This is a genomic window from Paracoccus yeei ATCC BAA-599 (assembly GCF_000622145.1).
Classification (GTDB): Bacteria; Pseudomonadota; Alphaproteobacteria; order Rhodobacterales; family Rhodobacteraceae; genus Paracoccus; species Paracoccus yeei.
This window is the reverse complement of record NZ_JHWH01000001.1, coordinates 76,847-99,667: the sequence shown is the minus strand read 5'-3', so window position 1 is coordinate 99,667 and position 22,821 is coordinate 76,847. Positions and strand designations below refer to the sequence as shown.

Here is a 22,821-nt window from a genome sequence, read left to right as displayed (position 1 = left end):
CGGGATCGAGAACCCGCTGTTCTACAAGGAAAACACCCGCATGTTCTATGGCGACGCCAAGAAGTCGCTGGACGCGCTGCTGCCCATGATCGAGTGACGGCGGGGCCGGGGGAGCACCCCGGCCTTGTCGCTTGCGGCGGCCGGTGCCTCCGGCGGGGGTATTTGGAAAACGGTGAAAGCGCGGGGACCCGTTTCCCTGCAACGATTAAGGCGGGCCCCGCGGGGCCCGCCTTTACCTTGTCGCCGATGTGTGGTGGTCAAAGAGCCTGGAGCATGGATTTGATGACATCGGCGGGCAGGGCCGGGTGCAGCGCCAGCTTGCGCGTGCGTCGTCCCCGGCGGGGGATCAGCAGGGCGCAGCGGGTCGCTACGGCCTGCGAACGTTCGGTCGCGCTGTCGACAATGGCGCCGGCACGCCAGCGCGACTTGGGACCGAAACGCATCACGGATTCGATGTGCCCCGGAACATAGCCCTGGGTCTCGACCGAATCGATCAGGTCTTCATGAATGACTGGGGGCAGGTACATGGCTCTCAGTGCGCATTCTCCGATTTGTCCTATTAGGTAATGCGCGCCGAGGGTTCGCGCCATCTGCCCTTTTGAACAGGTCGGGCAGGGGGCGGACGGAAAAGGGCCGCGTCCTTTCGGCGCGGCCCGGGTCGTGCAGGCAAGGGGGAGGGGCGGTCAGGGCGCGATCAGGATCGGGGTTCCGTCGCGCACCATGGCATAGATGTCCTCGACCTCGTCGTCGGTGACGGCGATGCAGCCCACGGTCCAGTCGCGGCGCTGCTGGGCCAGCACCCGCCCCTCGGGGCCCTGGCCGTGGATGAAGATGTCGCTGCCCGCGCTTTGGCCCAGGGCGGCGGCGCGCGCCGTGTCGGCGGCATTGGGATAGGACACGCCCAGCGACAGATGATAGCGGCTGTTCGGGTTGCGCCGGTCGATATAGTAAAGCCCCTCGGGTGTGCGGCCGTCGCCCTCGAACTGCTTGTGCCCGGTCGGGAAGGTGCCCAGGCCCACGTCATAGACCTTCAGCGCACGATTCCCGCTGAGCAGATACATCTTGCGGTCGTGCTTGCTGACCACGACCTGGGTGACGGGCGGGCCGTTGTAGGTCTTGAACTTGCTGGGGCCGCAGGCGGCAAGGGCCGCGACCAGCCCCACGACGATCATTCTGGCAAGCCAGCGTCCCATAATCCTCTGCCCCCGGGTTCCGTGCTTTTTGCGCCATTCTGCCCGCTGCACGCCCCGCGGGCAATGTCGCGGCGTTCACGAAATCCTGAACCGCGGCGGCGCCCCACCCAAATGCCGGCTTGCCGGGCGCACGCGGCCTGCTAATCATGCGCTCATGAAGGACGACATCGACCACCCCCTGCGCTATGAACTGGTGCACGAACTGCACGCCCGGCCCTCGCCCCGGCTTGAGGCGCCCTGCACGGCCGTGTTCCTGGCGGTCAAGGAACCGAACGACGCGGCCAACCGCGACCGGCTGCGCGATGTCGAGCACCTGGCCGAGCTTTGCGCCCGGAACGGCGCGCCCCGGCCGGACCCGCAGGCGGGCCATTACGCCGCGCGCCTGGGCCGCTGCAAGCTGCGCTGGGAAAGCCACACCGAATTCGTGACCTATGCCGCCTTTTCGCGCGGCCTGCCGCCCCGGGCCTTCGACCCGGCGGTGGGCGAGGTCTTTCCCGCCGACTGGCAGGCCCGCGCCCCGGGCAAGCGGCTGGCGGCGGTGATGATCCACGTCGACCACCTGCCCGACGATCCGCGCGCGATCCTGCCCCGGCTCGAGGAATGGTTCGCGGCCGACAGCTTGGCCTCGGTCTGGGTGCTGGACCAGTCGGCGGTGGTCGCGGGCGATTTCCGCATCGACCCGGCGGGCTGGATGCGCTTTGGGGTCTTTGTCCGGCCCGGCACCGGCAGCGGCCGGATCGGGCGTATCGTGCAGCGGCTGCTGGACCTGGAAACCTATCGCGCCATGTCCATGCTGGGCCTGGGACGGGCGCGCGACCTGACCCATCAGCTGAACGCGCTGGACCCTCTGCTGAGCGACATCGTCCAGGGCATGGCCGAGGACGACCGCCCGGCCGAGGCGGTGCTGCACGACCTGCTGTCGGTCTCGGCCCGGCTGGAAAGCGCGGCGGCCCGGCACAATTTCCGTTTCGGCGCAACCGCCGCCTACGAGGCGATCGTGATGGACCGCGTCGCCTCGCTGCGCGAGACGCGCTTCCTGGGCGGGCAGATGCTGACCGAATTCATGGCCCGGCGCTATCATCCCGCCATGCGCACCGCGAAGTCGGCCGAAAAGCGGCTGGTCACCATGCTGGACCGGGCCGAGCGCGCCGGTGAATTGCTGCGCACCCGCGTCGATGTCTGGCGCGGCGCCCAGAACCAGGAGCTGATGGAGCGCATGGACCGCCGGGCCGAGTTGCAGCTGCGCCTGCAGCACACGGTCGAGGGGCTGTCGGTGGTGGCGATCAGCTATTACGCGGTGGGCCTTCTGGGCTATGCGCTTTACCCCCTGGCCCATGCGGCCGGACTGGACAAGGCGGTGATGGTCGCCGCGCTGACCCCCCTGGTCGTGATCGGCGTCTGGCTGGCCATGCGCCGCATCAAGGCCGGGCTGCACCTGGCCCACTGACCCGGGGCCGCTGGAAAGGAAGGACGCATGACGAAGACGTTGCAGATGCTGGGGCTCGGGCATTGCTCGACCTGCCAGAAGGCGATGGCCGCATTGCAGGAGGCGGGCTGGACCGTGGCCTTTCGCGACGTCGCGAAAGAGCCGCTCTCGGCCGCCGAATGGACCGGCATGATCTCCGAGTTCGGCGACAAGCTGGTGAACCGCGCCAGCCTGACCTGGCGGGGCATGTCCGAGGCCGAGCGCGGGGCAGCCCCCCTCGACATGCTCATGGCCAAGCCCTCGCTGATGAAGCGCCCCGCCATCGTACAGGGCGACAATCGCCTGCTGGGCTGGACGGCCAACGTCAAGCGCGCCCTCGGTGTGCCTGCCTGAGGCTGGTTCCGGGCGGCGGGTGCCGCAGGCCGCAGGGCGGGCATGGCCGGTTGCGCCGGGCACGCCTGGCGCGCCTGGCCAGGGCGCGCGTCAGCGTCGGGCGGCAAGACCTTCGGAAGGGCCGGCGCCGCCGAGCGAACGGCACAGGTGCGACGCGGGCTTCACCGAAAAAACTCAGGCCAGGGCAATGGTCCAGCCGGTCCAAACGCCAACCGCCACATCGAGGCCCGCCAGTGCCACCCCACTGCCCAGCCGGCGACAAAGCCCTCATGCTTCGGCAGCACCGGCCACCGGGCTGCCATGGGCGATCCCAAGGTATCGCCGACCAAGGCCTTGGCAGTGCAGGCTGCGGCTTGCAACACCCGCGACCACGCGCTTCAACGCTTGCCCGCCTGTCAGCACGCCAGCCTGTCAGAGCCTGAGAGCCCGCAAACCTGCAATGCGTGTCAGCCTGTAACGCCTGCAAGCCTCCATGCCCGCAACCCAGCCAAGAGCCCAGGAGCCCGCCAACCTCCAACGCCTGCCATCTTGCAACCCCGCCAGCCTGCTTGCCCGGCGAGCCGTCCGCGAAAGCCGACCACCTCCGCCCGCCTCCGGAACGCGGGCCCAAAGACCCCCTCCGCGACCCGGGGATGCGAAGCGCAACGCATGCCACGCGGCATCGCCCCACGGCGGGGCCCCGCGGCCCGGGAACGCACGAAGCGGGACGGGGCCCGATGCACACCCCCACCCACGCCGCCTAGCGCATCCGCCCCGAGCCCCAGGCGATAACCCCGCCCCTCACCGTTTCCAAATACCCCCGCCGGAGGCGACCGGCCTCAGTCAAAGGCGCGGTCGGTGATGACCGTCACATAGGCCCCCTCGGGTGCCCTGGTGATGACCGGGTCCGAGCCGCCGGACAGCAGCGTGTCCACCGTGCGCTGGTAATCCGCGGCATCCAGCACCCCGGTCGAGCCCTCGGTCAGCTTTGCCACCTCTTCGGCCATGCGCAGCTGGTGCGCCTCGGTCTGGGCGCCGGTCTCGTCGTTCTCCAGCACGATCGCCGCGGCCTCGTCGGGATGCGCGGCGGCATAGTCGAAGCCCTTCATCGTGGCGCGCACGAAGCGCACCAGCGCCGTCACCTTGTCCTCGTCCTTCAGCGTGGGCTCCAGGACGTACAGCCCGTCCTCCAGCGTGGCGACGCCCTGATCCTCGTATTTGAAGGTCACCAGGTCCTCGGGCTTCAGCCCCGCGTCCAGCACCTGGCCGTATTCGTTATAGGTCATGGTACTGATGCAATCGGCCTGCTTCTGCAGCAGCGGATCGACGTTGAAGCCCTGCTTCAGCACCGTCACCCCCTCGGGGCCGCCGTCGGTCTTCAGCCCCAGCCGGTTCATCCAGCTGAGGAACGGGTATTCGTTGCCCGAAAACCACACGCCCAGCGTCCGTCCCCTGAAATCGGCGGGCGAGGCGATGCCGGTTTCCTTGCGGCAGGTCAGCATCATGCCCGAACGCTTGAAGGGCTGGGCGATGTTGACGATGGGCAGCCCCTTTTCGCGCGCGGCCAGTGCGGCGGGCATCCATTCGACGACCACATCTGCGCCGCCCCCGGCCAGGACCTGCACCGGGGCGATGTCGGGACCGCCCGGCTTGATCGTCACATCAAGTCCCTCCTCCTCGTAAAAGCCCTTGTCCTTGGCGACGTAATAGCCGCCGAACTGGGCCTGCGTGACCCATTTCAGCTGCACGGTCAGCGGCAGCGCGTCCTGCGCCTGCGCCATCCCGGCCAGCAGCGCCAGCGCCCCCGCCATCCCCAAGATCCGTTTCATGCGTCCTCTCCTGTCGTTTCGGGGTTCGCCCCCTGTTCAGCCGCGCTGCGCGGGATGCCAGAAGGTCACCCGGCGTTCGATCAGCGCGACAATGCCATAGAAGGCGGTCCCGGCCAGGGCGGCCAGCAGAATTTCGGCCCAGACCAGCGCCATGTCCAGCTGCCCCACGGCGGTCGAGATGCGAAACCCCATGCCCCGCGTCGGGCTGCCGAAGAACTCGGCCACGATGGCCCCGATCAGCGCCAGCGTGGTGGTGATCTTCAGCCCGTTGAACAGGAAGGGCATGGCGGCGGGCAGCCGCAGCTTGGCCAGCGCCTGCGCATAGCCCGCCCCCCAGGTCGCGATCTGGTCGCGCGCCAGCGCGTCGGTCGCCGCCAGCCCCGCGACCATGTTCACCAGGATCGGGAAGAACACCATGACCACCACGACAGCCGCCTTGGACTGCCAGTCGAACCCGAACCACATGACCAGGATCGGCGCGATGCCGACGATGGGCAGGGCGGCGACGAAATTCCCGATGGGCAGCAGCCCGCGCTGCAGAAACGGGCTGCGGTCGATGGCGATGGCGGTCAGCACCGCAAGGCCCGCGCCGATCAGCCAGCCCGTCAAAGCGCCACGCAGGATGGTCTGGACGAAATCGCCCCAAAGCAGCGGCAGGTTCGCCGCAAAGGCCGCGCCGATGGCGCTGGGGGCGGGCAGGATGACGGCGGGAATGGCGAAGGTCGCGCAGGCCAGCTCCCACACGGCCAGCAGGGTCGCGCCAAAGATCAGCGGAATCGCCGCCCGGCTGAGGCCGTTGTCGTGGCGCGCGAGCCAGGCGTTCACCGCCCAGCCCGCCAGCCAGACGGCCAGCAGCGGGGCCGACCCGGGCAGCAGCAGGCCACCCGCGATCAGCACCGCCAGGGCAAGGCCCGCGACCGTCAACATGCCCGGCAGATGGCGGGATGCGCGCAGGGGCTCTGTCATCGCGCTAGCCCCATGCGATTCAGCGTGACCCGCTCGGCCAGCCCGATCACCGCGACCAGCAGGGCGGCAAGCCCCGCGGCCGCGAACAGCGCCGCCCAGATCTGGATGGTCTGGCCATAGTAGCTTCCCGACAGCAGCCGCGCCCCAAGCCCCGCCGTCGCCCCCGCCGGCAATTCGCCCACGATGGTACCGACCAGCGCCGCCGCCACCGCGACCTTGAGGCTGGCGAACAGCCAGGGCAGGGCCGAGGGCAGCCGCAGCCGCCAGAACACCTGCGCGCCCGAGGCGCTCCAGCTGTGCATCAGGTCCAGCTGCATCCGGTCGGGCGAGCGCAGGCCCCGGACCATGCCGACCAGCACCGGAAAAAAGCTCAGCCAGGCCGAGATCATGGCCTTGGGCACCAGCCCCGTGATCCCGAGGCTGGCAAAGACCACGATCACCATGGGCGCGATGGCCAGGATCGGCACGGTCTGGCTGGCGATGGCCCAGGGCATCAGCGACAGGTCCATGACCCGGCTGTGCACGATTCCCACCGCCAGCAGGACGCCGGCCAGCGCACCCGCCACGAAGCCCGCCAGAGTCGCCGACAGCGTGATCCAGCCGTGCCAGACAAGGCTGCGTTTCGAGGTGATCTTCTGCCCTGCGATTCCGTCCCACAGCCCCCGCGCCACCTGATGCGGCGCGGGCAGCACCGGACGCTCCTGCGCCATGGTCGCGGCCGCCAGGTCCGGCAGCGTCAGCGTCTGGCCCGCCCGGGCCGCCTGGTCCCGCGCCCAGGGAGCGTTCAGCACGACGGCGGCGCCGTACCACAGCACCAGGATCGCCGACAGGACCGCCAGAACGGGCAGGATGCCGCGCAGGCCGCGCGCCACCGCGCCGCCCCTCGCCCATGCCGTTCCCGCCGCCCCGGTCATGTCGCCCCCCATGCTGGCCCCGGCGATTCGCCGTCCCGGACAGGGTGGCACGGGAACGGTTGACGAACGGTGTACGCCCTGTGTACGCGCACTGCATCCTCGGGGCAGGGCGTTTCAGTCATGGCCGTGCCCCTCGCGCAGACCCTCGCGCACCTCATGGGCGATGCGGATGAATTCGGGCGTGTCGCGGATGTCCAGCGGCCTGTCGCGCGGCAGGGTGCTTTCGATGACCCGCGTGATGCGTCCGGGGCGCGGGCTCATGACCACGATCCGGGTCGACAGATAGACCGCCTCGGGGATCGAGTGGGTGACGAAGCCGATGGTCTTGCCGGTCTTTCGCCACAGGGCCAGAAGCGCCTCGTTCAGCCGGTCGCGCACGATCTCGTCCAGCGCGCCGAAGGGCTCGTCCATCAGCAGGATCTCGGCGTCGAAGGCCAGGGCGCGCGCGATGCTGGCGCGCTGCTGCATGCCCCCCGACAGCTGCCAGGGATATTTGCCGGCAAAGCCCGACAGCTCGACCAGCTCCAGCACCCGCGCGATCCGGGACGCGCGCTCGGCCCTGGAAAATCCCATGATCTCAAGTGGCAGCGCGATGTTTCCGGAAATCGTGCGCCACGGATAAAGGCCGGGTGCCTGGAACACATAGCCATAGGCGCGCCGCCGCCGCGCCTCGTCCGGGGTCATGCCGTTGACGCTCAGCCGCCCGGCGGTGGGCTGTTCCAGCGCCGCCATCGCGCGCAGGAAGGTGGTCTTGCCGCAGCCCGACGGCCCGATGAAGCTGACGAAATCGCCCTTGCCGATGGTCAGGGTCACGTCCTTCAGCGCGTGGACCGGGCCGTCGGCGGTCTGGAATGTCAGGCTGACGCCCCGCGCCTCGACGGCTGCCACGCGTCAGACCCCGCTGACGGGGATCGCGCCGCGGGCGACGGGGCGCGGCGCGGTCAGGTCCTTCCAGGCGGAAAGCGCCCGGTTCACGGCGGGCCGAGGCTCGCGCGCGACGAATGCGCCATGCCCCTCGTGGCTGTCCACCTTGCCCTCGGTCACGGCGACGACGCCCCGACTTAGCGTGAAGCGCGGCAGGCCTTTGACAGATATGCCTTCGAAAACATTGTAATCAATAGAGGATTGCTGCGTTCCTGCGCTGATGATCTTCTCAGAATCGGGGTCCCAGACCACAAGGTCCGCGTCGCTGCCGACCAGCACGGCGCCCTTGCGGGGATACATGTTCAGGATCTTGGCGATGTTGGTCGAGGTCACGGCGACGAATTCGTTCGGCGTCAGTCGCCCGGTCCCGACGCCCTGCGTCCACAACACCGGCATCCGGTCCTCAAGCCCCCCGGTGCCATTCGGGATCTTGGTGAAGTCCCCGATTCCATTGCGTTTCTGCTGGGTGGTGAAGGCGCAGTGGTCGGTCGCCACGCAACTCAGGCTGCCCGATTGCAGCCCGGCCCACAGGCTGTCCTGATGCCGCTTGTCGCGGAAGGGCGGCGACATCACGCGCCGCGCGGCATGGTCCCAGTCGGGGTGGAAATATTCGCTTTCGTCCAGCACGAGGTGCTGGATCAGGGGCTCGCCCCAGACCCGCTTGCCCGCCGCCCGGGCGCGGCGGATCGCCTCGTGGCTGTCCTCGCACGAGGTATGGACGACATACAGCGGCACGCCCGCCATGTCGGCGATCATGATGGCGCGGTTCGTGGCCTCGCCCTCGACCTGCGGCGGGCGGGAATAGGCATGCCCCTCGGGGCCGACATTGCCCTCGGCCAGCAGGCGCGCCGAAAGCTCGGCCACCACGTCGCCGTTCTCGGCATGGACCAGCGCCACGCCGCCCAGGTCGCCCACGCGGCGGAAACTGGCGAACATCTCGTCGTCGTTCACCATCAGCGCGCCCTTGTAGGCCATGAAGTGCTTGAAGCTGGTGATGCCGCGGCCGACCACCTCGGCCATCTCGTCGAACACCTGCTGGTCCCACCAGGTCACCGCCATGTGGAAGCTGTAGTCGCAATGCGCCCGCGCGGTCTTGTTGTCCCAGACCTTCAGCGCATCCATCAGCCCCTGACCGGGCGAGGGCAGGGCAAAGTCCACCACCATCGTCGTCCCGCCCGCCAGTGCCGCCCGGGTACCGCTTTCAAAGTCGTCGGCCGAATAGGTGCCCATGAAGGGCATCTCCAGATGGGTGTGCGGGTCGATCCCGCCGGGCATCACATAGCAGCCGCTGGCGTCCAGCACCCGGTCGCCCGCCAGCCCCTCGCCAATGGCGGCGATGCGCCCGTCCTCGACCAGAACGTCGGCCTTGTAGGTCAGATCCGCCGTGACCACCGTGCCGCCCCTGATGACCGTGCTGCCCATCGCTCGCTCCTTCCTTGCTGTCCAAACATTCCGGCGCCCCTTGGGGGCTGCGCCTCAGGCGACGATCTCGGCCGTTTCCAGCACCGCATGCAGCAGCACGTCGGCCCCGGCCGAGGCCCATGCGGGGCTGATCTCCTCGGCCTCGTTATGCGACAGCCCGTCGACACAAGGGCACATGATCATCACCGTCGGCGCCACCTTGTTGATCCAGCATGCGTCATGCCCCGCGCCCGAGACGATGTCGCGGTGGCTATAGCCCAGCCGCCCGGCGGCGTTTCGCACCCGCTCGACCAGGGCGGGGTCGAAGGCGGGGGGATCGAACTGGCCCACGATCTGGCTGTCGAAGGAACATCCCAGCGCCTCGCAAAGCGCCGGGGCGCGGGCCTGGAACTCCTCGACCATGGCCAGCAGGACAGGCAACAGGTGGCTGCGGAAATCGACCGTGAAAACAACCTTTTCGGGGATGATGTTGCGGCTGTTCGGATAGACGTCGATGTGGCCGATGGCGCCCACCGCATCGGGCTGGTGCTTCATCGCGATCTCGTGGACCAATTCGGTCAGCTGCGCGAGGCCGCGCCCGGCATTGCGGCGCATCGCCATGGGGGTCGATCCGGTATGCTGCCCCTTGCCGGTCACCGTGCATTCGATCCAGCGCAAGCCCTGGCCATGCGTGACCACGCCGATCTGCACCCCCTCGGCCTCCAGGATCGGGCCCTGCTCGATGTGATATTCGAACATCGCATGGATCTTGCGGTCGCCGGGCACCTCGTCGCCCTTCCAGCCGATCCGCTCCAGCTCCTCTCCGAAGCTGCGGCCCTTGGCATCCTTGCGCGAATAGGCGTGATCCTGGTCGATGACGCCCGCGAACACGCCCGAGGCCAGCATGGCCGGGGCAAAGCGCGTGCCCTCCTCGTTCGTCCAGTTCGTCACCACGATGGGCCGGCGCGTGCGCAGCCCCAGGTCGCGGATGCTGCGCACGACTTCCAGCCCGGCCAGCACCCCCAGCACGCCGTCGTATTTCCCGCCGGTGGGCTGGGTGTCCAGGTGGCTGCCGATATAGACGGGGTCCAGGTCCGGGTCCTCGCCCTCGTGGCGAAAGAACATGTTGCCCATCTGGTCCACGGTCATGACCATGCCGGCCTCCTCGGCCCAGGACCGGAACAAGCGCCGCGCCTCGGCGTCCTCGTCGGTCAGGGCCTGGCGGTTGTTGCCGCCGGCGATGCCGGGACCGATCTTCGCCATCTCCATCAGGCTGTCCCACAGCCGGTCGCCATCGACCTTGATATTGGCGGCGGGCGCTGCCGATTCCGCCAGGGTGGCATCCGTCATTCCTGCATCCTTCCTGTCTGGCCGCCGCCTCTTGCCGGGCGGTCGGCGGGATGGTCCGCAAATATTGACCAGTTGGTCAGGATCAGGCTAGCACGGGGCAGGGGCCAGTCAAGCGCCCCGATCGACCGCCCGCCCCGCGCCGCGCGCGCCTTGCCGGAAATGCCATGAACCAGCCGACGCGACCCCGCAGCCGGATCCAGGAAAAGAACCGGCAGGCGATCCTGGCCGCGGCGCTGCAGGAATTTTCGGCACAGGGCTTCGCCGGCACGACCATCGACCGCATCGCCGAAACGGCGGGCCTTTCCAAGCCCAATGTCCTCTATTACTTTCCGTCGAAAGAGGCGATTCACAGCACCCTTCTCGACCAGCTCCTGGACCTCTGGCTGGCGCCCTTGCGCGAATTGCAGGCACAGGGCGACCCGGTCGAACAGCTGCTTGCCTACGCAAAGCGCAAGTTGCAGATGTCGCGCGACTATCCCCAGGAAAGCCGGCTTTTCGCCAACGAGGTCCTGCAGGGCGCCCCCCGGCTGGGGCCGACGCTGGGCGGGGCGCTGCGCGACTTGGTGAACGAAAAATCCGCGCTCATCGGCCGCTGGTCGGCCGAAGGACGCATCGCCGCGCTCGACCCGCGCCACCTGCTGTTCTCGATCTGGGCGCTGACCCAGCATTACGCCGATTTCGAGGTGCAGGTCCGCGCCGTCCTGGGCCAGGGCCACGACCCCTATGCCGAGGCGCAGGTCTTTCTGGACCAGCTATATCGCAAGCTGTTGGCCCCTTGAGGCGGGACCGGCGAGCGTTTCTTTCTTGGAAAAATATCCCGGGGGAACGCCTCCTGCCCCCCATCGAGGGGGGCGGGGGGCGTGGGGGCAGAGCCCCTGGGCCAGCCCGTCAGCTGCGCGAATAGACATCCTCGTAGCGCACGATGTCGTCCTCGCCCAGATAGGACCCGGTCTGCACCTCGATCAGCACCATCGGCACCTTGCCCGGGTTCTCCATCCGGTGGACCGCGCCGAGCGGCACATAGATCGACTGGTTTTCCGTCACCAGCGTCACCGTGTCGTCCACCGTGACCCGCGCCGTCCCCGACACCACGATCCAGTGCTCGGATCGGTGGAAATGCGATTGCAGCGACAGTGCCGCGCCGGGGTTCACGACGATCCGCTTGACCTGGAAGCGGTCGGCCAGGGCCAGGGTTTCATACCAGCCCCAGGGGCGGTGGTCGCGCAGGAACGCCTCGGCCTGCCGCGCGCCCTTGGACTTCAGCGCGCTGACCGCCTTGCGCACGTCCTGCGCCCGGTCCATGCCCGCGACCAGGACGGCGTCCTTGGTGGACACCACCATCACGTCCTTCAGCCCGATGCCCACGACCTCGATCCCCTCGTCCTGCGAGCGCAGCAGCACGTTGTCGCAGTCGATGGCGGTCGAGCGGTCGTCCACCACGGCGCCCCGTTCGGGCGCTGTCGCGGCCTGCGTCTCGCGCCAGACCGCATCCCAGCCGCCCAGGTCCGACCAGTGGCCCGAATAGCGCACGACCGACAGGTTCGCGGCCTTTTCCAGCACCGCATAGTCGATCGACAGGTCGGGCAGCCGGTCCCAGGGCTCGGGCGCAAGGCGCAGAAACCCCAGATCCTTCTGCGCCTCGTCCAGCGCGGCCTGCACGGGCTCGAGGTAGTCCGGCGCATGGGCACGAAACGCCTCGATCATGGTGCGCGCGGTGAACAGGAAGATGCCCGCGTTCCACAGGTAGTTGCCGTCCGCAATCATGGCGCGGGCGGTGTCGGCGTCGGGCTTTTCGACGAAGCGCTTCAGCGTGACGGGACCGTCGCCCTCGCCCTCGGCCTCCATGTAGCCATAGCCGGTCTCGGGACGGGTGGGGGTGATGCCGAAGGTCACGATGCGGCCCTGGACGGCGGCCTCTGCGCCCCGCTCGACCGCGCGCCCGAAGGCCTCCGCATCGGGCACGACATGGTCCGAGGGCGCGACCAGAAGCAGCGCGTCGGGGTTCTTCTCCGCCGCCATCAGCGCCGCGGCCAGGATCGCGGGGGCGGTGTTGCGGCCCGCCGGCTCGATCAGGATGGCGGCGGGCTTGATGCCGATGCCGGCCATCTGCTCGGCCACGACAAAGCGGAAATCGGCGTTGGTCATGACGATGGGCGCGGCGTAGCGCGCCCCGGACAGCCGCTTGGCCGAGGCCTGGAACAGCGTCTCGTCGCCGACCAGCGGCGCGAACTGCTTGGGAAAGCTCTTGCGCGACACCGGCCATAGCCGCGTGCCCGATCCGCCAGCCAGAAGAACAGGGGTTATCACCATGCCTCACTCCATCCGCGCGGGCGTTCCTGCCCCTTGCTTCCCGTTATCAGTGCAAGGCGCCTGCCTTGCAAGCCGCCGATACCATGCCGGGGCGGCGCCGGTAAACCGGACCATTCAATAGCCGCGCGTTCTGTCGACCAGATGCAGCAGGGGCGCGCCCGCCATGGCCCGGCGCAGGTTCTCGGCGGCGACGGGGGCGGCGGTGGCGGGCCGCGTCTCGGCCGCGACATGGGGGGTGACGGTCACGCGCGGGTGGGCCCAGAACGGATGGCCGGGCGGCAGGGGTTCGTGCCGGAACACGTCCAGCACGGCGTGGCGGCCGCCGTCCTCGAGCGCGGGGATCAGCGCCTCCTCGTCGATCAGCGTGCCGCGGCCGGCGTTGACGAGCCAGGCGCCGCGCGGCAGCAGAGCCAGGCTTTCGGCATCGAGCAGGTCGCGGGTCTGGGCGGTGTCGGGCAGCAGGCAGACCAGGATCTCGGCCCGATGCAACGCGCGGGGCAGGTCGGGGCCGGCCAAGACCTCGATCCCCTCGACCGGGCGGCCCGAGAGCGACCAGCCGGTGACGTCGAAACCAAGGCCCGCCAGCCCCAGCGCCACGGTGCGGCCAAGCTCGCCTAGGCCCAGCACCGTGACACGGCGCGCCGAGGCCAGGGGCGGCACCTGCCCGTTCCGCCAGACCCCGTCCTGGGCATAGGCGTCCATGCCCAGATGCGCCCGCATCGCCCAGCCCAGGCAATAGTCCCGCATCCCCAGCGCCAGCCCCGGATCGACCATGCGGCACAGGGGCTGGGTCAGGGTCGGGTTTGTCACGATGCGTTCGACCCCCGCCCACAGGCTTTGCACGACGCGCGCGCGGGTGAAGGGGGTAAAGTCCAGCGCACCGCCATCCTCGGGATAGCCCGGCGCATAGATCAGCGCGTCGAAGCCGGCCGGGTCGCCGTCGCGGCACAGCTCGGCCTCGGGGCAGGCGGCGCGCAGGGCGGGGGCCCAGGCCTTCCAGTAATGGCCGGGCGCGGCGAACAGCACCCGCATCTTAGCGCGGCCTGTGGACATGGGCCGATTGCAGGATGCCGAATCCCATCAGCAGGATCATCAGTGAGGTCCCTCCATAGCTGACCAGCGGCAGGGGAGAGCCCTTGGCGGGCAGCATCCCCATGACCGTGGCCATGTTGATTGCGAAATACAGAAAGAACGTCCCCGCGATGCCGATGGTCATCAGGCTGGCGAAGCGGTCCTTGTTGGTCAGCGCCGAATACAGGCAGAACCCCAGGATCAGGACGTAAAGCGCCAGCAGCGACGAGGCGCCGACAAAGCCGAACTCCTCGGCCAGCGAGGTGAAGATGAAGTCGGTGTGCTTTTCGGGCAGGAAGTTCAGCCGCGATTGCGTGCCCTGCATGAAGCCGCGCCCCGACCAGCCCCCCGATCCCAGCGCGATCTGCGCCTGCATGATGTTGTAGCCGGCCCCCAAGGGGTCCGAGCCGGGGTCGAGGAAGGTGTCGATGCGCTTGAACTGATAGTCGTGCAGCAACTGCCAGTCGGTGCCGCGGCTTTCCATCACCGCCGTCACCAGGCCCACCACGATGGCGATGACAGCGGCGAAATACCACAGGCTGACGCCGGCCGCGAACATGACGATCCCGCCGCCCGCGATCAGCATGACCGAGGTGCCCAGGTCCGGCTGCATCAGGACCAGCGCGGTCGGCGCCAGGATCAGCACGACCGGGATCAGCACCCACAAGGGACGCGAGACCTTTTCGACCGGCAGCCAGTCGTAATAGGCGGCCAGCGTCATGACGAAGGCGATCTTGGTCAGCTCGGACGGCTGGATGCGGATCGGGCCGATCACCAGCCAGCGCTGCGCGCCCATGCCGACATGGCCCATCACCTCGACCAGAACCAGCAGCAGCAGGCAGACCGCATAGAACCCGACCGAGATCGAGCGCCAGAACCAGGTGGGCACGAAGGCCAGCGCGATCATGATGACCATGCCGGCGGCGAACCGCTCCATCTGCGGCATGGCCCAGCGGTCGATATCCCCGCCCGACACCGAATACAGCATCAGGAATCCGATGCAGCTGACCGCCGTGACAAGAAAGACCAGCGGCCAGTTCAGATACAGGATCTTGCGCCAGCCGGTGGGCACACGCTCGACCGAATAATCCAGCTGGCTCATGTCAGGCTCGCGCGCGGGCGGTGGGGGCGGCCTGGGGCATCAGGTCCATCCTGGACCACATCTCCTGGACCTTGGCGCGGGTGCCGTCGTCGGGATAGGCGGTGATCGGGGGCAGGCCGCCCGCCAGGGCGAACAGCAGGATGTCGCGCGCGATGGGCGCCGCCACGGCCGAGCCGCCGCCGCCATGTTCCACCACGACCGAGACGGCATAGCGCGGCGCCTCGAACGGGGCGTAGCAGACGAACAGCGCGTGGTCGCGCCGGTTCCAGGGCAGCTGGTCGTTCGAGATGACCCCGCGCGCGCGCTCGGCGGCGGTGATGTTCCTGACCTGGCTGGTCCCGGTCTTGCCCGCCATGCGCCATTCGGCGGCGGCGATGCGGGCGCGTCGGGCGGTGCCCCGGTCCGAATTCATCACCGCGTCCATGCCCGCCCGCGCGGTGCGCAGGTTCAGCGGGTTCAGCCCCAGTTCGGCGAACTGCGGATCGGGCTCGGGGACGCCGTCGATGGCGCGCACCAGCCTGGGCTTGACCTCGAGCCCCGTGGCGAGCCGCGCCGTCATCACCGCCAGCTGCAGCGGCGAGGCCAGCACATAGCCCTGTCCGATCGAGGCGTTGACGGAATCGCCCACCTGCCATTCCTGGCCATAGCGCGCCTTCTTCCAGGCGCGGTCGGGGGCGATGCCTTCGGTGATGGCGGACATGGGCAGGTCGTGCTTGACCCCGATCCCCAGTCTGCGCGCCATCTCGGCGATGCGGTCGATGCCGACGCGCTGCGCGAGTTCGTAATAGAACACGTCGCAGGAATGGGCCAGGCTGCCCACCGGATCGACCGTGCCGTGCCCGCCCCGGCTCCAGCAGTGGAACCGGCGGCCGGCAAGCTGGATGTAGCCCGGGCAGAAAAACCGCGAGCCGCCGTTGATGACGCCCGATTCCAGCCCGGCCAGCAGCGTCACCATCTTGAAGGTGGATCCCGGCGGATAGGCACCCTGCACGGTCTTGTCGGCCAGCGGGCGGTGGTCGTGGTTCATCAGCGTGCGGTAGTCCGGCCCCGAGATGCCACGCACGAACATATTCGGGTCAAAGACCGGCGACGACGAAATCGCCACGATGTCGCCGTTCGTCACGTCGATGACCACCGCCGCCGCGCTTTCGCTGCCCAGCCGCTGGGTGGCGAAGTTCTGCAGCCGCGCGTCCAGCGTCGTCTGCACCGTCGCGCCCTGCTGCCCCTCGATCCGGGACAGCTCGCGCATTTCGCGCCCGGCGCTGTTCACCTCGACCCGGCGGGCGCCCGCCTTGCCGCGCAGCGGCTCCTCGAGCTTGGCCTCCATGCCGACCTTGCCCAGCTGGAACTCGGGCAGGCGCAGCACGGGGTCGGGGTTCTCGATCCGGGACAGGTCATAATCGGACACCGGCCCGACATAGCCCAGCACATGGGCGAAATCGCCGCCGCGCGGATAGCTGCGCGACAGCCCCGCCTCGGGCGTGACGCCGGGCAGCGAGGGGGCGTTGATCGCGATCGAGGAGAACTCCTGCCAGCGCAGCCGGTCCGCGACCAGAACCGGGGTCACGGCGCTGCGGCGGCGGATCTCCTCGAGCAGGGCGGCGGCCTGGGCGTCGGTCATCGGCACGATATGGCGCAGCCGGGCCAGCACTAGCGACACGTCGCCCGCGTCCTCGCGCGTCAGGGTGACGCGATAGTTCTGTTCGTTGCCCGCGATGACGATCCCCGTCCGATCCAGGATCAGCCCGCGCGCGGGCGGCAGCAGCCGGATCTTGATCGAGTTCCCGTCCGACAGCATCCGGTATTCGTCCGCCCGGTCGAGCTGCATCGAGCGCAGCCGCAGCCCCAGCACGCCGACCACCGCCGCCTGGATCGCGCCCAGCATCACCACCCGGCGCGAGATCGAGCGCGCGCTTTCGGCGATTTCCTTTTGCGACTTGCGCATGGTCTACCTCGTCTCGATCTCGGAGGGCGTGCGGCGCAGGCCCAGAGGCCAGGCCAGAAGGCCCGCCACGACCGGCCAGGCCGCCACTGTCGCGATATACTGCAGGACCGCCTGGCCCAGGGGCGGCAGGGGCAGGAAAAACATCGACAGGGCAAGGCGGCCCGCCAGCGCCATGATCGCCAGAAGCGTGGCGACGCGCAACCATTCAATGACAAAGGGCAGTTCGCGCCAGCGATGCTCGCGTCGCCGCGCCGCGTCCGAGCCGAGCACCACGATGGCCGCCCACAGCCCCGGCGGACGCAGCAGCAGGATGTCCTCAAGCAGGAACAGGGCGGCCACGACCAGCACGGGTACCTGGTCGGGGCGGCGCAGGATCCAGACAAGCGTCAGGCACAGCGCGATGTCGGGGCCGGGCACAGGGACGCGCCCGGGGGCCAGCGGCAGCAGGCGCAGCAGCAGGACGGCCAGGAACAGCAGGACGTAAAGCGCGGTCCCGACCAGCCGCTGGTGGCGCGCCGCCTCAATCATCGGCGGGTTCCGCGGCGGGGGCGGGGGTCACGACCGGCGGCATCGGCGGGCCGATGAAATCGGCGGTCGGCGGCGGGATCAGCAGGCCCGTGTCGGCCAGCTGCTCGGGCGGGTGGCTGCGCAGCACGCGCACGAACTCGAGCCGTCCATAGTCGGCCGCCAGCCGCACCCGCAGCCGCCCGTCGGTCGCCATCGCTACCTGGCCCACCGGCAGGCCGGGCGGGAACACGCCGCCGTCGCCCGAACTGATGACCCGGTCGCCCGGGCGCAGGTTTTCGGGGCTTTCGATGAATTCCAGCGCGGGCAGGGCGGTGTTGTCCCCCGACAGCAGCGCGTGCTGCCCCGAGGGCAGGATCGTGACCGGGATCCGGCTGGAGGGATCGGTCAGCAGCATGACGCGGCTGGTCGTCTCGCCCACGCCCGAGATGCGGCCGACCAGACCCAGCCCGTCCATGGTCGCCCAGCCGTCCAGGATGCCGTCGCGCGCGCCCACGTTCAGCAGCACCGACTGGCGAAAGGCGCTGCCGCTGTCGGTCAGCACGACGCCCGAGATATAGGTCAGCGCCGGGTCGATGCGCACGTTGTTCTGCGCCAGAAGCTTGGCATTTTCCTGTTCCAGCTGGACGGCCGCCTCTTTCCAGGCGGCCATCTTCTGCAACTCGCGGCGCAGTTCCTGGTTCTGCTCGTAAAGCCGGGCATAGGACTGAAAGCCCGCCGCCATGCGCCCCAGCCGCGTCACCGGCGCCATGACCCATTCAAAGCCCGGCACGAAGCGGTCGACCACCGCCGCGCGCATCCGTTCGGCGCGCGGGCTGTCGATCTGCCAGAACAGGAAGATGCCCAGCAGCACCAGCACCAGCAGCGCAACCAGGATGCGCCGCACCGGAGCCGCGTAATCGGGGCCCTTGCGTGCCACGCCGCGCCCCCGATCAGCTGTCGTAGTCGATCACATGGCGCAGCTGCTTTTCGAACTCCAGCGCCTTGCCGGTGCCAAGCGCGACGCAGCTCATCGGCTGGTCGGCCAGGCTGATCATCAGCCCGGTCTGCTCGCGCAGCGCCAGGTCCAGTTCGCCCAGCATGGCGCCGCCGCCGGTCAGCATCACGCCGCGGTCCACGATGTCGGCCGCGAGGTCCGGGGGCGTCGCTTCCAGCGCGACCATCACCGCTTCGCAGATCTGCTGAACCGGCTCGGACAGGGCCTCGGCGACCATGGCCTGGGTGATCTCCATTTCCTTCGGGATGCCGTTCAGAAGGTCGCGGCCGCGCACCATGATGGTGGCGCCCCTGCCGTCGTCGGGCATGCGGGCGGTGCCGATCTGGGTCTTGACGCGCTCGGCCGTGGCCTCGCCGATCAGCAGGTTGTGGTTTCGCCGCAGATAGTTGATCAGCGCGTCGTCCATGCGGTCGCCGCCGATGCGGACCGAGCGGGCATAGACCACGTCGCCCAGCGACAGGACGGCGACCTCGGTCGTGCCGCCGCCGATGTCGACGACCATGCTGCCGGTGGGCTCGGTGATGGGCATCCCCGCGCCGATGGCGGCGGCGATGGGCTCGGCGATCAGCCCGGCCTTGCGGGCGCCGGCCGACAGGACCGACTGGCGGATCGCGCGCTTTTCGACCGGGGTCGCGCCATGCGGCACGCAGACGATGACCTTGGGCTTGGAAAAGCTGGTGCGCCGGAACACCTTCTTGATGAAATGCTTGATCATTTCCTCGGCGGTATCGAAGTCGGCGATGACGCCGTCGCGCATCGGGCGGATCGCCTCGATGCTGCCGGGGGTGCGGCCAAGCATCAGCTTCGCGTCCTCGCCCACGGCCAGGACCTGCTTCTTGCCGTCCTTTACGTGGTAGGCCACGACCGAAGGCTCGTTCAGGATGATGCCCTTGCCCTTGACATAGATCAGCGTGTTCGCTGTCCCGAGGTCGATCGCGATATCGGTGGAAAACAATCCGCCCAAGGCCATCTTCTGTCCCTTCTGCCGTCCCTGCCAAGACGGCCCTGCGCCGTCGTTCATCGACAGCCATTGCCCGATTGCCCCGCGAGTCGCGCCCGCCAGGGGTTGTGGACATATAGGCCGCGATTTGATTAACGAAAACCCGGAATTTGCAGGGCAGGGCGGGGGTGTGTCCCGTCCGCGGGGCAGGGCGGCGCGGTGCGGGATCGGGCGCCATCCCCTTGGCCGGAAAGCGGAAATCGCGGGCAGGGTTCGGGCGCGCCGGCGCTGGGCGTGAAAAAGGGGGCGGCCGCCGGGACCGCCCCCTTGTCACAATCATCGCGCGATCAGTGCGAATACATGCTGACCTGCTTGGCATCGGCGCCTTCGCCGACCATCTCGCGCCGCACCTTCAGCCGGTTCAGCGCGCCGACATAGGCCTTGACGCTGGCCAGGATGGTGTCGGTGTCGGCGGCCTGGCCGGTGGCGATGCGGCCCTCCTCCTCCATGCGCACGCTGACGGTGGCCTGGGCGTCGGTGCCTTCGGTCACGGCATGAACCTGATACAGCTGCAGCCGCGCATCATGCGGCCAGATCGCCTTGACGGCATTGAAGCAGGCGTCCACCGGGCCGTCGCCGGTCGCATGGACCGTCTTGTCCTCGCCGCCGACGCTCATGGTCAGGTCGGCCGACTGCCCGTCGCTGCCGCAGACCACGCGCAGGTGCTTGACCTGCAGATAGTCGTGCTCGGTGTTCGCTGCGCTGTCCTGCATCAGCGCGACCAGATCGTCGTCGTAGATCTCCTTCTTGCGGTCGGCCAGCGCCTTGAAGCGGACGAACACGTCCTTCAGCTGGTTGTCGCCCACCTCATAGCCCAGGTCGCGCAGCTTGGCGCGCAGCGCAGCGCGGCCCGAATGCTTGCCCATGGCGATATTGGCCTCGTTCAGGCCGATGTCGGCCGGGCGCATGATCTCGAAGGTCTCGACGTTCTTCAGCACCCCGTCCTGGTGGATGCCGCTTTCGTGCAGAAAGGCGTTCTTGCCGACGATGGCCTTGTTCGGCTGCACGACAAAGCCCGAGGCCTGCGCCACCCGCCGCGACAGGCCCATGATCTTTGTCGTGTCGATGCCGGTGGTATAGGGCATGATGTCGTGACGCACCTTCAGCGCCATCACGACCTCCTCCAGCGCGGTATTGCCGGCGCGCTCGCCCAACCCGTTGATGGTGCATTCGATCTGGCGGGCGCCCGCCTCGACCGCGGCCAGGCTGTTGGCCGTCGCCATGCCCAGGTCGTTGTGGCAATGGGTGGCAAAGACGATCTCGTCCGCGCCCGGCACCCGCTCCAGCAGCATGGCGATCAGCGCGGCGCTTTCGCGCGGCGCGGTATAGCCCACGGTGTCGGGGATGTTGATCGTGGTCGCGCCGGCCTTGATGGCGATTTCCACCACGCGGCACAGATAATCATGCTCGGTCCGCGTCGCATCCATGGGCGACCATTGCACGTTGTCGCACAGGTTGCGGGCATGGGTCACGGTCTGCTGGATGCGCTCGGCCATCTGGTCCATGTCCAGGTTCGGAATGGCCCGGTGCAGCGGCGAGGTGCCGATGAAGGTGTGGATGCGCGGCTGGCGGGCATGCTTCACCGCCTCCCAGCAGCGGTCGATGTCGGGAAACTGGGCGCGGGCCAGGCCGCAGATCACGCTGTTCTGCGCGCGCTTGGCGATCTCGGTCACGGCGGAGAAATCGCCCTCCGAGGCGATGGGAAAGCCCGCCTCGATCACATCCACGCCCATCTCGTCCAGCATCTGGGCGATTTCCAGCTTTTCCTCATGGGTCATGGTGGCGCCGGGGGACTGTTCGCCGTCGCGCAGGGTGGTGTCGAAAATCAGGACGCGGTTCTTGTCGGTCATCTTGGGGAATCCTTCTTCACTCTGGTCAGCACCGGGCACGAACCAGACTGAGCGGCGGCCCGGAAGACCCGCTCAGCGCAGCGTAAGAAGGAGAAGACCGCGGAGGTTCACGGCCAGGCGCGCGCCGTTCCGCGCGTCGGGGGCCGTGGCAATGATCAGTCGCATCCGAGTCATGGCGCGAACTATAGGCGCCGCCCCAGCCGTTTGAAAAGACCGAAAATCGTCCGCCCGCGCGATTCAGCCGGGCCAGAGCCGCGCCCCGGCTTTCACCGTTTTCCAAATACCCATGCCGACGGCGCCGCCGTCACAACGCCCGCCAGCCGATATCGCGGCGGTAGAACCCGCCCGGCCAGTCGATGGCATCGGCCAGGGCATAGGCGCGGGCACGCGCCTCGGCCAGGGTGGCGCCGCGCCCCGTCGCGGCCAGCACGCGCCCGCCCGTCGCGACCAGCGCGCCATCCTTCAGGGCGGTTCCGGCGTGAAACACCATCTGGCTGGAATCCCGGGGCAGGGCGTCCAGCCCCCCGATCTCGGTCCCCTTCTCATAGGGGCCGGGATAGCCGCGGGCCGCCAGGACCACGGTCAGCGCGTGATCCTCGGCCCAGGTGACGGCGGTCTCGGTCAGCCGCCCCTCGGCGCAGGCCAGGATCAGGTCCAGCGCCTGCGCACCCAGCCGCATCATCAGCACCTGGCATTCCGGGTCGCCGAAGCGCACGTTGTATTCGACCAGCCGCGCCTGCCCGTCCCGGATCATCAGCCCGGCGTAAAGCACCCCCTGGAACGGCGTGCCGCGCCGCGCCATCTCGGCCACGGTGGGGCGCACGATCCGCGCCATCACGTCGTCCTGGATGGCCTGGGTCAGCACCGGGGCGGGGGAATAGGCGCCCATGCCGCCGGTGTTCGGGCCGGTGTCGCCCTCGCCCACGCGCTTGTGGTCCTGCGCGGTGCCGATGGGCAGGCAATCCGTTCCGTCGCACAGCACGAAGAAGCTCGCCTCCTCGCCCTCCATGAATTCCTCGATCACCACCTCGGCCCCGGCCGCGCCGAAGGCACCGCCGAAGGCCTCGTCCACGGCGGCCAGCGCCTCGGCCTCGGTCATGGCGACGGTCACGCCCTTGCCGGCGGCCAGGCCATCGGCCTTGACGACGATCGGCGCGCCCTTGTCGCGGATGTAGTCCCGCGCCGGCCCCGCCGCGTCAAAGCGCGCCCAGGCGGCGGTCGGCGCGCCGCAGGCGTCGCAGACCGCCTTGGTGAAACTTTTCGACGCCTCCAGCATCGCCGCCGCCTTCGACGGGCCAAAGACCAGGAAGCCCGCCGCGCGCAGGTCGTCCGCGACGCCCGCCGCAAGCGGCGCCTCGGGACCGATCACCGCCAGGTCGATGGCGTTCTCCTCGCAGAAGGCGATGACATCGGGGCCGGACAGGATGTCCAGATCGACCAGCCGCGCGACGCTTTCCATGCCCGCATTGCCCGGAGCCACGAACAGCCGGTCGCATTTGGGGTTCTGCCGGATCGCCCAGGCCAGCGCATGTTCGCGTCCGCCGCCGCCAAGGATCAGGATGTTCATGGCAAAGCCCCTTCTTGCGCTGTCTGCCGCCTTCTAGGAACAGGACCGGCCCATATCAATCCCCTTGATCCCCGGGGGC

The 22,821-nt window shown here is 68.9% G+C and carries 21 protein-coding genes; 4 read left to right on the top strand and 17 right to left on the bottom strand.

The window, feature by feature from the left end; genetic code table 11:
- Positions 1-97 (top strand): NAD(P)(+) transhydrogenase (Re/Si-specific) subunit beta (locus BU28_RS26705; protein ID WP_211254154.1); only part of this gene is annotated, 97 nt, incomplete at its 5' end.
- A gap of 160 nt (positions 98-257) precedes the next feature.
- Here the strand turns inward: BU28_RS26705 and BU28_RS0100480 are convergent.
- Positions 258-590, bottom strand: coding sequence for a hypothetical protein (locus tag BU28_RS0100480; RefSeq protein ID WP_233145086.1), 333 nt, complete (start codon positions 588-590; stop codon positions 258-260).
- A 93-nt stretch (positions 591-683) separates the two neighbouring features.
- Positions 684-1,193, bottom strand: coding sequence for a L,D-transpeptidase family protein (locus tag BU28_RS0100475; protein WP_028717693.1), 510 nt, complete (start codon positions 1,191-1,193; stop codon positions 684-686).
- 154 nt (positions 1,194-1,347) lie between these two features.
- Between BU28_RS0100475 and BU28_RS0100470 the strand changes: the two genes are divergently transcribed.
- Both BU28_RS0100470 and BU28_RS0100465 read left to right on the top strand, forming a co-directional pair.
- The gene (locus tag BU28_RS0100470) at positions 1,348-2,640 is read left to right on the top strand and encodes a DUF3422 family protein (RefSeq protein WP_028717692.1); all 1,293 of its coding nucleotides are present in this window, start codon (positions 1,348-1,350) and stop codon (positions 2,638-2,640) included.
- 27 nt (positions 2,641-2,667) lie between these two features.
- Positions 2,668-3,012 carry an arsenate reductase family protein gene (locus BU28_RS0100465; RefSeq protein ID WP_233145085.1) on the top strand — a complete coding sequence of 115 codons (345 nt, stop codon included), beginning with the start codon at positions 2,668-2,670 and terminating at the stop codon, positions 3,010-3,012.
- Positions 3,013-3,830: 818 nt separating this feature from the next.
- Here BU28_RS0100465 and BU28_RS0100460 read toward each other — a convergent pair.
- The 6 genes from BU28_RS0100460 to BU28_RS0100435 all read right to left on the bottom strand — a co-directional run bounded on the left by BU28_RS0100460 (position 3,831) and on the right by BU28_RS0100435 (position 10,375).
- Positions 3,831-4,820 carry an ABC transporter substrate-binding protein gene (locus BU28_RS0100460; protein WP_028717690.1) on the bottom strand — a complete coding sequence of 330 codons (990 nt, stop codon included), beginning with the start codon at positions 4,818-4,820 and terminating at the stop codon, positions 3,831-3,833.
- A 36-nt stretch (positions 4,821-4,856) separates the two neighbouring features.
- Complete coding sequence (locus BU28_RS0100455; RefSeq protein ID WP_081791239.1) at positions 4,857-5,786, bottom strand: ABC transporter permease; 930 nt, start codon at positions 5,784-5,786, stop codon at positions 4,857-4,859.
- Positions 5,783-6,646 carry an ABC transporter permease gene (locus BU28_RS0100450; protein ID WP_028717688.1) on the bottom strand — a complete coding sequence of 288 codons (864 nt, stop codon included), beginning with the start codon at positions 6,644-6,646 and terminating at the stop codon, positions 5,783-5,785. The genes BU28_RS0100455 and BU28_RS0100450 overlap by 4 nt, the downstream gene beginning before the upstream one ends.
- Positions 6,647-6,814: 168 nt before the next feature.
- Positions 6,815-7,588 (bottom strand): ABC transporter ATP-binding protein, encoded by a 774-nt coding sequence (locus tag BU28_RS0100445; RefSeq protein WP_028717687.1) that lies wholly within the window; start codon positions 7,586-7,588, stop codon positions 6,815-6,817.
- A 3-nt stretch (positions 7,589-7,591) separates the two neighbouring features.
- Positions 7,592-9,046 (bottom strand): dihydropyrimidinase, encoded by a 1,455-nt coding sequence (hydA, locus tag BU28_RS0100440; protein ID WP_028717686.1) that lies wholly within the window; start codon positions 9,044-9,046, stop codon positions 7,592-7,594.
- 54 nt (positions 9,047-9,100) lie between these two features.
- Positions 9,101-10,375: a Zn-dependent hydrolase gene (locus BU28_RS0100435; RefSeq protein WP_028717685.1), complete on the bottom strand. Its 1,275-nt coding sequence runs from the start codon at positions 10,373-10,375 to the stop codon at positions 9,101-9,103.
- A 164-nt stretch (positions 10,376-10,539) separates the two neighbouring features.
- Between BU28_RS0100435 and BU28_RS0100430 the strand changes: the two genes are divergently transcribed.
- Positions 10,540-11,154, top strand: a complete 615-nt coding sequence (locus BU28_RS0100430) for a TetR family transcriptional regulator C-terminal domain-containing protein (RefSeq protein ID WP_028717684.1) — start codon at positions 10,540-10,542, stop codon at positions 11,152-11,154.
- Positions 11,155-11,263: 109 nt separating this feature from the next.
- On the opposite strand, the gene BU28_RS0100425 is transcribed toward BU28_RS0100430, so the two are convergent.
- From BU28_RS0100425 to purD, 9 genes are all read right to left on the bottom strand, one after another.
- A complete protein-coding gene (locus BU28_RS0100425) occupies positions 11,264-12,685 on the bottom strand; it encodes a mannose-1-phosphate guanylyltransferase/mannose-6-phosphate isomerase (RefSeq protein WP_028717683.1) in 1,422 nt (473 codons plus the stop codon).
- A gap of 114 nt (positions 12,686-12,799) precedes the next feature.
- Positions 12,800-13,738 (bottom strand): 2-hydroxyacid dehydrogenase, encoded by a 939-nt coding sequence (locus tag BU28_RS0100420; RefSeq protein WP_248616113.1) that lies wholly within the window; start codon positions 13,736-13,738, stop codon positions 12,800-12,802.
- The gene (rodA, locus tag BU28_RS0100415; protein WP_028717681.1) at positions 13,719-14,858 is read right to left on the bottom strand and encodes a rod shape-determining protein RodA; all 1,140 of its coding nucleotides are present in this window, start codon (positions 14,856-14,858) and stop codon (positions 13,719-13,721) included. The genes BU28_RS0100420 and rodA overlap by 20 nt, the downstream gene beginning before the upstream one ends.
- A 1-nt stretch (position 14,859) precedes the next feature.
- Positions 14,860-16,803, bottom strand: coding sequence for a penicillin-binding protein 2 (gene mrdA / locus BU28_RS0100410; RefSeq protein ID WP_028717680.1), 1,944 nt, complete (start codon positions 16,801-16,803; stop codon positions 14,860-14,862).
- A 3-nt stretch (positions 16,804-16,806) separates the two neighbouring features.
- On the bottom strand, positions 16,807-17,331 hold the full coding sequence (locus tag BU28_RS0100405) for a hypothetical protein (RefSeq protein ID WP_028717679.1): 525 nt from the start codon (positions 17,329-17,331) through the stop codon (positions 16,807-16,809).
- On the bottom strand, positions 17,324-18,247 hold the full coding sequence (gene mreC / locus BU28_RS0100400; RefSeq protein WP_028717678.1) for a rod shape-determining protein MreC: 924 nt from the start codon (positions 18,245-18,247) through the stop codon (positions 17,324-17,326). Before mreC ends, BU28_RS0100405 begins: the two co-directional genes overlap by 8 nt.
- Positions 18,248-18,260: 13 nt before the next feature.
- Positions 18,261-19,295 (bottom strand): rod shape-determining protein, encoded by a 1,035-nt coding sequence (locus BU28_RS0100395; RefSeq protein WP_028717677.1) that lies wholly within the window; start codon positions 19,293-19,295, stop codon positions 18,261-18,263.
- 317 nt (positions 19,296-19,612) lie between these two features.
- Positions 19,613-21,175 (bottom strand): 2-isopropylmalate synthase, encoded by a 1,563-nt coding sequence (locus BU28_RS0100390; protein WP_028717676.1) that lies wholly within the window; start codon positions 21,173-21,175, stop codon positions 19,613-19,615.
- Positions 21,176-21,479: 304 nt separating this feature from the next.
- Positions 21,480-22,742, bottom strand: a complete 1,263-nt coding sequence (purD, locus tag BU28_RS0100380; protein ID WP_028717675.1) for a phosphoribosylamine--glycine ligase — start codon at positions 22,740-22,742, stop codon at positions 21,480-21,482.
- Between the last annotated feature and the right edge of the window lie 79 nt (positions 22,743-22,821).